The organism is Bacillus sp. PAMC28571 (assembly GCF_014250435.1).
GTDB lineage: Bacteria > Bacillota > Bacilli > Bacillales > Bacillaceae > Bacillus > Bacillus safensis.
In genome coordinates this window covers 3,196,314-3,209,279 of sequence record NZ_CP060191.1, presented here as the reverse complement: position 1 = coordinate 3,209,279, position 12,966 = coordinate 3,196,314, and the positions used below count along the sequence as shown (strand labels likewise).

General features: G+C 41.8%; 9 protein-coding genes. 8 read left to right on the top strand and 1 reads right to left on the bottom strand.

Going from position 1 to position 12,966, the window contains the following annotated elements; all coding sequences use genetic code 11:
• Positions 1–217 precede the first annotated feature (217 nt).
• From H7F25_RS16275 to H7F25_RS16265, 3 genes are all read left to right on the top strand, one after another.
• Positions 218–1,429, top strand: coding sequence for an FtsW/RodA/SpoVE family cell cycle protein (locus H7F25_RS16275; RefSeq protein WP_044331062.1), 1,212 nt, complete (start codon positions 218–220; stop codon positions 1,427–1,429).
• 110 nt (positions 1,430–1,539) lie between these two features.
• A complete protein-coding gene (nfsA, locus tag H7F25_RS16270) occupies positions 1,540–2,289 on the top strand; it encodes an oxygen-insensitive NADPH nitroreductase (protein WP_039182366.1) in 750 nt (249 codons plus the stop codon).
• A gap of 56 nt (positions 2,290–2,345) precedes the next feature.
• Positions 2,346–3,347, top strand: coding sequence for an LLM class flavin-dependent oxidoreductase (locus H7F25_RS16265; protein WP_185853931.1), 1,002 nt, complete (start codon positions 2,346–2,348; stop codon positions 3,345–3,347).
• 292 nt (positions 3,348–3,639) lie between these two features.
• On the opposite strand, the gene H7F25_RS16260 is transcribed toward H7F25_RS16265, so the two are convergent.
• Positions 3,640–6,066, bottom strand: a complete 2,427-nt coding sequence (locus H7F25_RS16260; protein WP_185853930.1) for a S8 family peptidase — start codon at positions 6,064–6,066, stop codon at positions 3,640–3,642.
• 500 nt (positions 6,067–6,566) lie between these two features.
• On the opposite strand from H7F25_RS16260, the gene H7F25_RS16255 reads away from it, so the two are divergent.
• From H7F25_RS16255 to H7F25_RS16235, 5 genes are all read left to right on the top strand, one after another.
• On the top strand, positions 6,567–6,845 hold the full coding sequence (locus H7F25_RS16255; protein WP_024423829.1) for a hypothetical protein: 279 nt from the start codon (positions 6,567–6,569) through the stop codon (positions 6,843–6,845).
• Positions 6,846–6,897: 52 nt separating this feature from the next.
• Positions 6,898–7,731, top strand: coding sequence for a PRD domain-containing protein (locus tag H7F25_RS16250; protein WP_024423828.1), 834 nt, complete (start codon positions 6,898–6,900; stop codon positions 7,729–7,731).
• 256 nt (positions 7,732–7,987) lie between these two features.
• Positions 7,988–9,376: a sucrose-specific PTS transporter subunit IIBC gene (locus H7F25_RS16245; protein WP_122631601.1), complete on the top strand. Its 1,389-nt coding sequence runs from the start codon at positions 7,988–7,990 to the stop codon at positions 9,374–9,376.
• 19 nt (positions 9,377–9,395) lie between these two features.
• A complete protein-coding gene (locus H7F25_RS16240; RefSeq protein ID WP_185853929.1) occupies positions 9,396–10,853 on the top strand; it encodes a glycoside hydrolase family 32 protein in 1,458 nt (485 codons plus the stop codon).
• 840 nt (positions 10,854–11,693) lie between these two features.
• On the top strand, positions 11,694–12,848 hold the full coding sequence (locus tag H7F25_RS16235) for an amidohydrolase family protein (protein WP_185853928.1): 1,155 nt from the start codon (positions 11,694–11,696) through the stop codon (positions 12,846–12,848).
• Positions 12,849–12,966 lie beyond the last annotated feature (118 nt).

Genomic DNA, 12,966 nt, shown 5'->3' with positions numbered 1-12,966 from the left:
GTAAAATAAACTTTTTAAAGGACTTGAGATCGATTGAATGAAAAGTGTATAGAGGGATTTTTTCCTATTGTTAGGATGAAAAGTATTTCATTTTTTGAAAATTGAATGGAACCTTTCGGATGTATCTTCCGTCATATTTAAGGTGAGTTGATTTTGTGAAAATTTCAATCTAATATAAATAAGGGCTTTTATGTTTTGTAATAAGGGTGGTTAGTTCATGAACAAGCAGAATACATCTCCTTACTATCAAGGAGATTTGATTTTTATATTTTTAGCCTTCTTTGCCATCAGTGTCATTTCTATATATGCTGCTGGACAGTTTGAACAATATGGTAGTGGTGCATGGACAAGGCAAATTATTTATTATCTCATTGGAGCAATTTGCATTGTAGCCATTAATTATTTTGACCTTGAACAGCTTGAAAAATTAAGTATATACATCTTTCTAGGTGGGATACTTCTTCTAATTATTTTAAAATTGAGCCCTGCTCAGATTGGGGGTAAAGACTTTGCCCCTATAAAAAACGGAGCCAAAAGTTGGTTTATACTTCCGGGGATTGGAACACTTCAGCCTTCAGAGTTCATGAAAATTGGTCTGATTATGATGCTCGCGTCGGTCATTGGAAAGTCTACACCTAGGGGAAAAAGGACATTAGAAGATGATATTATTCTATTATTAAAAATTGCCGGAGTGGCAGCTGTACCAGTTGGACTGATCTTCTTGCAGGATGCAGGGACTGCGGCTGTTTGTATGTTTATTGTTGTCGTGATGGTGTTTTTATCAGGGATCAATTGGAAACTGATCTCTCTCATCGGTTCAGTGGTTGTGCTTTTAGTTGCTTCTGTTTTAGCTGTGATCATCTTATTCCCTGATTTTGCGAAAACAATAGGTATTCAGCAGTACCAGATTAACCGGATTACCGCTTGGCTGCCTGATAGTTCTTCGGCAGCCAACCAAGCACAGACGCAGGATGCATCTGGATCTGATAAATATCAAGTAGAGCAGGCGATTATGGCCATTGGTGCAGGGCAGATTTTTGGGAATGGCATTAAAAACTTAAAGGTCTACGTTCCTGAAGCACAAACGGATATGATTTTCTCCATTATAGGTGAAGCCTTTGGCTTTATCGGCTGTGCGTTTGTTGTGATCATGTTCTTCTTCTTGATTTACCGGCTTGTTGTACTGATTGACCGTATCCATCCTTATAGCCGTTTTGCGTCATTCTTCTGCGTAGGATATACAGCATTGATTGTAATCCATACGTTCCAGAACATTGGCATGAACATAGGCGTGATGCCGGTAACAGGGATTCCACTCTTATTTATCAGCTTTGGAGGAAGCTCTGTCTTGTCCGTTCTCATTGGATTCGGGATCGCCTATAACGCAAGCGTTCAATTAACGAAATATCAAAGTTATTTATTTAAATAAAACGAGTAAGGGCAGTCTAAGTATAGGCTGTCTTTTTTTATGCGAGTTTTAATTTTTGAAAAGCCCTATGTCTTTGCCTTATGATAGAAGAAGTGAAGGAGGTCTTCGAATTGAACAAAACGATAGAAACCATATTAAATCATCGATCCATCCGTTCGTTTACAGACGAGCGTTTGACAGAAGAAGAGGTGCTGACACTGATCAAAAGTGCACAGGCTGCTTCGACATCAAGCTATGTACAGGCGTATAGTATTATTGGGGTGACAGATCAGGAGAAGAAGGCCAAGCTTGCTGAACTGGCTGGGAATCAGCCGTACGTTGAGAAGAACGGGCATTTCTTTGTCTTCTGTGCAGACTTGAAACGCCATGATCATATTGCAAAAAAAGCAGGGAAGAATCATCAGGAGGCGCTTGAGAATACGGAAGCCTTTCTCATTAGCGTCATCGATGCGGCATTGGCTGCACAAAATGTCAGTGTTGCTGCAGAATCAATGGGACTTGGGATCTGCTATATTGGCGGACTGCGTAATCAGCTGAGAGAAGTCTCTGAAGTGCTTGAAACGCCATCTTATGTGCTGCCGTTATTCGGTCTGGCTGTTGGCCATCCAGCTAATCAGTCGTCACAAAAGGAACGGCTGCCAGTTGAACTAATCTATCATGAAAATTCATATCAGCAAGATGAAGCGCATGTGGATCGTTATTTAAAAGAATACGACGATCGTATTTCCGCATATTATGAAGCACGAACAAACGGTGAGAGAAAAGATACTTGGTCTGAGCAGATGCTGCGGGGCTTTAGCCAGCCAAAGCGTGCCTTCCTTGGAGAATTTGTGAAAGAGAAGGGCTTTAATCGAAAATAAATAAGACATCCCCCTTTCCATTAAGAGAGGGGGATTTCTGTAAGAGGTGCAGCATAATGAAATTAAGTATACTGGATCAATCTCCTTTGATAGGAGGCGCTACGCCTGCTGAAGCACTGAAGCAGACGGTTGAACTGGCGAAGCAGGCGGAGAAGTGGGGTTATCACCGTTTTTGGGTATCAGAGCATCATTTTTCAAACCGGCTTGCAGGATCGAGTCCAGAGGTGCTTCTCGGCCATTTATCAGCCGTTACATCGCACATACGCATTGGTTCTGGCGGCGTTATGCTCCCGCACTACAGTGCCTATAAAGTAGCAGAGAACTTCAGGGTTCTCGAAGCGCTGGCTCCTGGCAGAATCGATCTTGGGATTGGACGTGCCCCTGGTGGTATGCCTATTTCCTCCATTGCCCTTCATCATGGGGAGCGAAAGCGTCTAGGCGACCAGTATCCTGAGCAGGTAGAGGAATTGAAGGTCTATTTACATGATCTAGCGGATGAATTTTACCCGCTGCCTCATTTGACTGCTTCTCCGAAGGTAGAGACCGCGCCAGAAGTATGGATGCTTGGTTCTTCTGGAGGGAGTGCAAGGCTTGCGGCGAAAGCAGGTGCAGGCTACACGTTTGCGCTTTTTATTAATGGTGAAGGCGGAGAAGACTCTGTGGAGCAATATATCAATCGATTTGAACCTTCAGTATTCGGTGATCAGCCGCGTGTCAGTCTGGCAGTCTTTGTTTTATGTGCCGAAACAGAGGAGCAGGCAGAAAAACTGGCTGTCAGCTTAGATTTATCTTTACTTGCCAATGAACAGGGGCTGAATCTTGAAGGCTTTCCTTCATATGAAGAGGCACAGTCGTATTCCTACAGTCCTTATGAACAAAAACGAGTGGCTGCCAATCGTCAAAGGATGGTCGTTGGAACACCAGCATCTGTGAAAAAGCAGCTGACCACACTCGCGAAGGCTTATCGGACAGATGAATTGATCGCTGTGACCATCACACATCACATGCAAGACCGGCTCACATCGTATCGTTTATTAAAAGAAGCCTTTGATGCATAACGTATGTATATTTATCGCCTGCGGAGCCAGTAAAAGGGGAAAAGGAGCATCATAGTGAGGAAGAAAGCGGCTGACACCAGCAGGCTGAGCGGATAGATACAGGAAGCATAAACAGTCAGCTCGCATGCTTGATGAAAAGGACGAGGCTGCTTCGTATGTTCGTCAGAAAAAAAGCAGTAAAAAAAGAAACGATCCATAGCCATATCAACATGAATTTCTCTTTCCTCCATATATGATCGAAAAGCCTTGATGAGCTTATCCACTCATACAAGGCTTTTCTTGTGATTCACATTTATTCAGGGTAAATTTCGAAAGGTTCCTTCGTTTGTACGGTATCTGATTTTCCTTTCAAACTTGCATACGCAAGCATTGTATACTCACCAGCTTCAAGCTTCTGGCCTTGATTGATTGTGCCATTCCATTTTACGCGGTGCTCTCCTTTATCAACATGTTGATAAACACCAGCTTCACCTAAATACTCTCCATTGGTTGAGTAGACAAGGAATGCAAGGTTCTCAGCACCGCCAGGCAGGTAGCTGCTAATGACATAGCTTCCAGCACGGTTGTACGGCTCTACTGAAACAGAAGTGACGCGCGGATAATCAGGCTCTTTCACAATCAATAAAGTAGGGATTTCCGTGATCTTTCTGCCATTTTCGCGAATGGTGATGCTGCCTTGGTACGTCCCTTTTTTGGTTTTTCCGTAATTCACCTGTACTGCGGAAGTAAAGGATCCAGTGGAATTCCCTTTGACGGTGATTTTTTTCGTTCCGTTTGTACTAATGCCGCTGCCATTGAATTTGTAATCAATGGTATACGTTTTCGGTGCTTTTGAAAGGTTTTCTACCTTAAATTTCTTCGTTTTGATTTGAACGCCTTTTTCCTTTAAGAAAGTGCCGTAAGAATAGCTCGCATCAGAAACGATAGAAGACGCTTGAAGTGATTCCATGATTCGAACGCTGCCTGTTCCTTGTGTGTTATGAGGGAATGGGCTGCCATTTGCGTCAAATAGTTTTTCTGCTGTATTCATCAGCAATGCTTTGATTTGTTCAGTTGTGTACGATGGTTTTGCTTGTTTGATGATCGCTGCAACTCCTGCCACATGCGGAGAGGCCATACTTGTTCCTTGCTTAGAACCATATCCGTAAGGCTGAGAAGGATCATGCGTTGGGATCGTACTCACAATGCTGACACCGGGTGCTGATAAATCAGGCTTTATCATCCACGTATCCACAACCGGTCCGCGGGATGAGAAGTCAGCGACTTGCTCACTAAGTTCTTTGACAAATTGAATGGAGAAAGCCGTTGTATCGTTTCCAGCCTCAATGGCTTTGATAAGTGCTGTTCCTTCAGCTTTTGACAGCTTAATTGTAGGAAGTGCGAGACCTGGTACGTCGACTGGAATCTCTCCATCGGTATTGTTATACATCACAACGCCGATTGCACCAGCGGCTTTTGCATTGTCGACTTTATCCACAAAAGCAATGGCACCACGTTCAATCACGGCCACCTTTCCTTTAACATCGATGTCTTCAAATGCCTTTTCGTCACCGATTCCTGCTTGGACGAGTGTGACTTGTTTTTGGTCAAGCGCTTTTAAATCACTCTCTTGGTAGTAGCCCATGACTTTTGCAGTAGAATAATTCGGGAATTTCACATTGTAAAGGCTGTACGGAAGCTGAGTTGCTCCGACAGAAATGGCCTCTCTTGACGTGCCGGGAGAACCGACAGTCCAGTTGTTAGGACCGCTGTTTCCATTCGAAGTAACAGCTACAACGCCTTCAGACATGGCCCAATCGAGTGCAATGCTCGTTGCATAATCAGGGTTATTGACACTGTTCCCAAGAGAGAGGTTCATGACATCTGCTCCGTCAGTAACAGCCCGGTCGATGCCTGCAAGAACGTTCTCAGTTGTTCCAGATCCACCTGGTCCAAGTACACGGTATGCAAGAAGCGTGGCATCCTTTGCGACCCCTTTAATTTGTCCATTTGCCGCAATCGTTCCTGCAACGTGTGTGCCGTGATCTGTGGATTCGCCTCTAGGATCTCCTTTAGGTGTCTCTTGCGGAGAATAATCATTATCAACAAAATCATAGCCTTTGTATAAACCGAAGTTTCCTTTTAAATCAGGGTGGGTATAGTCTACTCCAGTATCAATGACTGCGACTTTGACCCCTTTTCCAGAATAGCCGGCATCCCATGCTTTTGGTGCACCGATAAATGGAGCGCTCTTATCCATAAGCGGGGAGACATCTTCGTTTGGAAGCTGGATGCTTTCCTTTTTCACTTCATCGGTTTTATATGTAACATCCGGATAAACGGCTTTTACTCCATCAACTGCGAGCAGCTTCGGGATTTCGTTTGCAGGAAGTTTCATAGAGAAACCAGAGAAGACTTTTTCATATTCTTGACGAACACTCGCTTTATCTACCTCTTTGAGTGCTGCGTTCTTTACTTTTGTTCGAGATTTTTTAAGATAGGCTTTTGTTTGTGATTCGCCTTCTTGCTTGGCTTCAACTAAGGATTTTTCCTTTAATTCAACAATGACAGTGGTTTGTTTTCTCGAGTTGACATTGATTTCACCGAAGATTTCTGCTTTTTCTAGTTCCATCTTTTTGTTAGATGGAGCAGCAGCAGCCTGTTGACCGGTAAAGAATGTGGATAAAATAAAAATAGTGGAGAACAATAGAACAGAAGAACGAGATATGACCTTTTTCATTAATTTTCCCCTTTCTAGCTGTGTTTTTAGGGAGATAGCCTTTCTTTTTGTGGATAAATAGGAAAGATTCACTGCCCGTTATTAAGTATTCAATACGTTGAAAACAATTCCTTTACTAAAATGGTCTTATTTTACATAGTTATAAAGAACTATTTTGTTTATAAAGTCGCACTTATTCACAAATTCCTGTTGATAACTCGATTATTCGGATACATATATGGAAAATAAAAAATTTACATACACAAAATCTAGTAAGAGGGTGTTGATATGTGGATAAACCCTGTTGATAAGATGTGCTTATCTTTGGGATAGTGTGTGTATAAAATATTCAATGAAACATCCAGGCACATGATGATCTTCTGCACTTTTCAACAAAACTTCTGAAAACTAGTTGGTTTTTTCACCCAGATTGTGACAAACCTCTCTTTTTTCTCGGGATATGATAGGAGCAGTTGTTTTGCTAGAGCTGCTAGATTCTAAGAAAAGCGGAGGGATGTTCAGTGAAGAAATTAAAAAGCTGGTTGAGCGTATGGTTTGGTTTCATGATGAATGTGCTTGTGAACCCTGGTGTGATGATGAAGAATCAAGGGTTTCAGGCGGCCGCGGCGGATGCCGGATTCTTTCAAGTAGTGAAAGAGAGAGAGCTGGAGAAGCTGGCAGAAGAACATAAGAAGAAACGCAGAGCAGAGAAGCGGTTTACTCAAAGTCTGATGATGCTTGAAGAGAAGACGATGCGAGAGGCGCGTGCTGGTCCGCTCTTACCTTTACAGAAAAAGTGAAACAGGGTAAAATCCCACTTAAGAAATGTTATCTGCTGGGAGAGGATACCCCTTGAAGATATATAAAATATTGAATAACAACGCAGTGGTTGTGAAGGAGGGCGATCAGGAGAAAATTGTGATGGGACCCGGAATTGCTTTTCAGAAGGGGAAAAATGACGTCGTTCCTCTTCAAAAAATAGAGAAAATCTTTGTTGTGCGTGAAGAAAATGAGAAATTCAAACAAATTCTTGCCACATTGCCAGAAGCGCATATTGAGGTGGCAGAGCATATCATCAGTTATGCAGAGGGGAAACTCATGATGCCGCTCAGTGATCACATTCACATATCACTGACTGATCATTTGTCCTTCGCCATTGAACGCCTTCAAAAAGGCATTGTGCTATATAATAAATTGCTTGGTGAGATCAAAGTCTTATATAAGCAGGAATATGAGATTGGAAAGTATGCCATTCGTTATGTAAAGGAGCGGCTTGGGGTTGAACTGCCGGACGATGAGGCAGGATATGTGGCACTTCATATTCATACGGCCAAAATGAATACGGAGTCCATGAAAAAGACCGTGAAATATACAACGATGATTAAAGAAATGATCGAGCATATTGAAAGCTATTTTCAGCATTCAATTGATGAGGATAGTATTTCCTATCAGCGGCTTGTGACACATTTGAGGTATGCATTAGGCAGGTTGGAATCGAATGAGGCATTTCAAATCATGGACGAAGACATGCTGATTTTTATCCAAACAAAGTATGATACGGCGTACCGGTGTGCACTTGGACTCGCTGATTTGTTAAAAGATGAATATGGACTTCATCTCCCTGAATCGGAGATCGGCTACATCACGCTGCATGTCCAGCGTCTGCAGGAAGCCGAATTGGTTTAAAATGATCGTGCCTGCATGCAGGCTTTTTTTTATGCACACTACTCTTATTAGTGTATATGGGTCATTGGATTTGAAAAAAGAGGTTGACGCATGTCACAGTCTTATACTATGATGAAAGCGTCATCAAAAATTGATATCGCGGGATTGTGACTGTCAGGCAGGCAAGACCTAAAATTTGCGTAACGAGGAGACGTGTATGTCCTTTACTCGTTGGTGAATTTTAGGTCTTTTTTGCTTTAAAAAAGGAGGAGACATCATGGATTATCAAAAAACAGCCAAAGAATTAACGAAACTGTTAGGCGGCAAAGAAAATATCATTAGTGCTACGCATTGTGCAACAAGACTTAGATTGGTAGTGAAAAATGAGGATTTGATTGACAAAGAGGCCATTGAAGAACTTGAAGGTGTGAAAGGGGCCTTCTCAAGTTCAGGGCAATTTCAAGTCATTTTTGGAACGGGATCTGTCAACAAAGTGTATGAACCATTTGCTCGTGAGACTGGTCTTGAGACAGGCGACGAGAATCAAAAGCCTGTCAGCCATGATGAAGCAGTGAAACAAAAAATGAATCCACTTGCGCGTTTTGCAAAGACGTTATCGAATATTTTTGTACCGATCATTCCAGCAATTGTGGCAAGCGGTTTGTTAATGGGTCTCTTAGGCATGATGAAAGCCTTCAAATGGGCTGATCCAAGCTCTGCGATCTTCCAAATGCTTGATATGTTCTCAAGTGCAGCCTTTATCATTTTACCGATTTTAATTGGGGTCAGTGCAGCGAAAGAGTTTGGCGGAAATCCGTATTTAGGGGCTGTCATTGGGGGAATTATGATTCACCCGAATCTGCTTAATCCGTGGGGATTGACGGAAGCAAAACCAGAGTATATGCATTTATTCAATGTTGATATTGCTCTTCTTGGTTACCAAGGGACGGTCATTCCAGTATTATTGACCGTATATATCATGTGCCTTGTTGAGAAGAATTTAAGAAAAATGGTTCCGAACAGTATTGATTTACTTGTGACCCCATTTGTGACCGTGATTGTCACTGGATTTGTGACGTTTATTGCAGTTGGACCGCTTGGAAGAATGCTTGGTACAGGAATTTCGAGTGCACTGACATTTATTTATGACCATGCAGGGTTCTTAGCAGGACTCATTTTCGGCGGTGCTTACTCTTTAATTGTGCTCACAGGGGTTCATCATAGCTTCCATGCGATTGAGGCAGGATTGCTGAATGATATTGGGCGTAACTATTTGCTGCCGATCTGGGCAATGTCCAATGTCGCGCAAGGCGGAGCAGGATTGGCTGTCTTTTTCTTAGCCAAGCGTGCAAAAACAAAAGAAATTGCCCTTCCTGCTGCCTTCTCTGCTTTTTTAGGAATTACCGAGCCTGTCATATTCGGTGTAAACCTTCGCTATCGTCAACCATTTATTGCGGCGATGATTGGAGGCGCATTGGGCGGGGCATTCGTCGTTTTCACGAAGGTAGCAGCCAATGCTTATGGTTTAACAGGCATACCGATGATTGCGATTGCAGCACCATTCGGTCTTCAGAATGTGGTCAATTATGTGATTGGTATGTTAATCGCTGTTGCTGTTTCATTTATTCTCACTATCATTTTTAAAGTAAAAGAAGTCGAAAAATAATCAAGGAGTGGTCACAGTCATGACAACAACTGACGCAGCACTTCGTCAAAAGATAGCAGACCGTATTCGAAACTATGAGCATTTGGTCAAAAAGGATGTGTACCGGCAGAATTTTCATTTGATGCCGCCAGTCGGTCTTTTAAATGATCCGAATGGGCTGATTCAGTGGAAAGGAATTTACCACGTTTTTTATCAGTGGCAGCCATTCAAAACGGGGCATGGTGCAAAATTCTGGGGGCATTATACATCGACAGATCTAGTCAATTGGCAGCACGAAGAAGCCGCTCTTGCCCCAAGTGATTGGTTTGATCAAAACGGCTGTTATTCTGGCAGTGCATTTATAGACGATGGGCAGATGCATGTGATGTACACTGGAAACGTTCGGGATGAACAAGGGAATCGTGAGACGTATCAATGTTTAGCTGTTTCGGAAGATGGTATTCACTTTGAGAAAAAAGGTGTCGTGGCAACGCTCCCTGAAGGGTTCACTGCCCATTTTCGAGATCCGAAGGTATGGAAGCGAAATGGCCGGTGGTACATGGTCCTTGGTGCACAAAGCTTAGACCTGAAAGGACACCTTGTCTTATTTACCTCTGATACGTTAGATAATTGGACGTTTCAAGGCACGATTGCAGGCAGCGGAAAGAATGGTTTAGACAATTTCGGCTATATGTGGGAATGTCCAGATCTGTTTGAATTAGACGGCCGGGATGTATTGATCGTGTCACCACAAGGACTAGAGCCAGATGGCTTAAAATATCACAATACACATCAATCAGGCTATTTTGTTGGCACATTGGATGATCACTCGTATCAATATACACACGGAGCGTTTGAGGAACTGGACCGTGGCTTTGACTTCTATGCGCAGCAAACCTTTCTAGACGAATCAGGCAGACGACTTTTAATCGGGTGGATGGGGGTGCCTGATCAAGGAGAAGAGCATCATCCGACAATTTCTTATCAATGGATACACTGCCTCACGATCCCTAGAGAACTCCGTTTAGATGAGGACGGACATCTGATTCAAAAACCAGTAAGTGAACTTCAATCCATGCGGACCAATGAACAAGAGCATGTTTTTCATATTAAACGTTCTGTTCATTCCATCCCTGTAGAGGATATTACGAGCGCAGAGGTATTCATTGATCAAATTGACACACAAAAAGGGTTTGAATGCTGTATCCGTGCAGCTGCACGCATCATCTATGATTTAGAGGAAGGGAAGCTGACATTAGAGCGGGATCGATTTGAAGATCGATCAAAGGAAGTTCGTGAAGCACTTATAGAGGAATTACACGACCTTCATATCTTTATCGACTCATCGTCAATTGAGATTTTTGTAAACGGAGGCCGAGAAGTTTTTACTGCACGTTACTTTCCTTCCCCGGGAAATAAATCGATCTCCATCAGTGGCAGAAATGAAACAAAGCTGAAACTGAAGACATGGCATTTACAAAGAGAAGCAAATCGATGATCCTTAACCTACAAGTGATGATCAGTATGACGTGAAATTGAAAGTAACAGAAACAGCAAGGCATAAAAAAAGGGCGCTTCAGCACCGTCTGCACGATTGATAGAGAAGGTGCCGATGTAGAATTACATTTCTCTATCAGATAATTGAGGTGCGGGATATTGGGGACCCCAATACCGCATCCTCGTTTTCTTTGTTAAATTCCCCGCCCGTTCCGGCTAAAGTACCTTGTCCAAATTTTTAACTTCAATCATATCAGCCCGTTTAAATGTTCTGCTTCTGATCAATCAGTTTTGAAAACTAACCCCGCCTTCCTCAGGATTAATCGATGTTTTGACATTATTAGTGCTTCAGCCAAAGAAAGTCTTGCATCTTATTCCACTGATCATAAGTGGAATTTTTATTTTCATTGGTTTTTTGGCTTTTGGACCAATGGCAACCACGACATCTGCATCCCCTCGGCATTAATTCCATTATATTTTCTTGATAACTATTAGATAAAACGATTTTTCCCATTTGCTTCACTGTTCGTTTTACTTTATCATGCTGTTCTTTATAAAAAAGGTTTACTTTATTAATTATGAGTGATAACATACATTTAAATTATTGGTAATGAATATTACTTTAATATAAAATAAAGTAATTTTTATTACATATGATAAATCATATAACTTTTTTATGATGAGGGGTGCTCTTTCTCTAAAATGAAAGTTGTCGAAGCTAGGGGTTACGTCATTCATTTCATTTTTGAAAGCGCTGTCTTATTGGTGTATGGCTGGCAGTAAACAGATTAAAAATTCTACTTAGTTGATTGTTTCCACTATCCAAAATGAAGAGGAGTGTATGTTGGTCAGTGATTTAGCACCAGTGGTTGGATGTCTATTAAATCAATATGAAGTTAAGGGGTGTATTTGCATGGGAGTATGGAATTTTAAAGGCGGTTCTATTTGGTCAGAAAAGGGGTTCATTCCAAATAAGTCTACAAGCATAACAGTTACTCATGAGAATGATAGGGATATTCATTTATCTGAATCTAGCGTAATTGTACCGGGACTAGTAGATTTTCATTGTCATGTATGGGCACCTGGAGCAGAGATTGGTGTAACAGATAAACAATATCTTTCCTCAGGAGTAACTACAGTTGGGGACGCAGGTACTTTTGGCTATGACGGATGGGAGGAAGCAAATCGTTATTGGGAAAACAGCCCGTTAACAGTTCGTTCTTGGTTATCAGCTTTACCAGAAGGGCTAACCAATCACCCCAATCCTAACCCAACCAAGCCAGAAAGTATTTCGTTGGATCGAATTGTTGAAGTTGCATCTTTAGCTGATGATTGTTTATTAGGAATTAAGATTCGCTTAGGTCAGGTGGACAAAACGACTGACCGGTCTTTATTACGCTTAGCAAGAGAAGCAGCCGATCGAACTGATTTACGAATGATGGTTCATTTAACTGAAACTCAACTAGATATTGAAGAGGTAACACAATATTTTAATAAAGGGGACATTCTCACTCATCCATTTCAAGGAAGGGATGGAAACGTGTTAAATACTGCCGGGAAGGTAAAAAAAGAATTTCTAGATGCAGTAGAAAGAGGAATAGTATTAGATATCGGTCACGGTAGAAAACACTTTAATTGGAATGTTTTTTATAAATGCTTAGCTGAGGGAATTAAACCAGATACGATCAGTACAGATTTAACAAGCGCGTCATGGAGAAAATACCCTGTTTATAACATGAGCTACATCATTTCTAAAATGATTGTAGGTGGACTGTCTCTTGATGAAGCTTTTAGAGCAGTTCTGGTAACAGCTCCTAAATTGTTAGGAATTGACGATTTTACTTTTACTCCAAATCACCTTGTGGTTCTAGATTCTACTTCTACTGAGACTGCCTTTCCCGATGTAGATGGAGAAACGGTGTTAGGTAACATTAACTATCAACCGAAACATGTAATTTTTAACGGTAAACCAGACCTTGAGAGCAATTTTAGTTGAAAATAAACGTTTTTGACACGATGAAAGAAAGTTTTCATTTTGTTCGCTGTCTTGAGGAAACAACAGAAGAGTAAATGGAGATACTCTTACACATCTTACCGAACCGTAAGAGTATCTC

What these genes read in the sequence shown, in the direction of transcription:
- H7F25_RS16275 (WP_044331062.1), top strand. Translation starts at nt 218, where the DNA reads ATGAACAAGCAGAATACATCTCCTTACTATCAAGGAGATTTGATTTTT.
- H7F25_RS16265 (WP_185853931.1), top strand. Translation starts at nt 2,346, where the DNA reads ATGAAATTAAGTATACTGGATCAATCTCCTTTGATAGGAGGCGCTACG.
- H7F25_RS16260 (WP_185853930.1), bottom strand. Translation starts at nt 6,066, where the DNA reads ATGAAAAAGGTCATATCTCGTTCTTCTGTTCTATTGTTCTCCACTATT.
- H7F25_RS16245 (WP_122631601.1), top strand. Translation starts at nt 7,988, where the DNA reads ATGGATTATCAAAAAACAGCCAAAGAATTAACGAAACTGTTAGGCGGC.
- H7F25_RS16240 (WP_185853929.1), top strand. Translation starts at nt 9,396, where the DNA reads ATGACAACAACTGACGCAGCACTTCGTCAAAAGATAGCAGACCGTATT.
- H7F25_RS16235 (WP_185853928.1), top strand. Translation starts at nt 11,694, where the DNA reads ATGTTGGTCAGTGATTTAGCACCAGTGGTTGGATGTCTATTAAATCAA.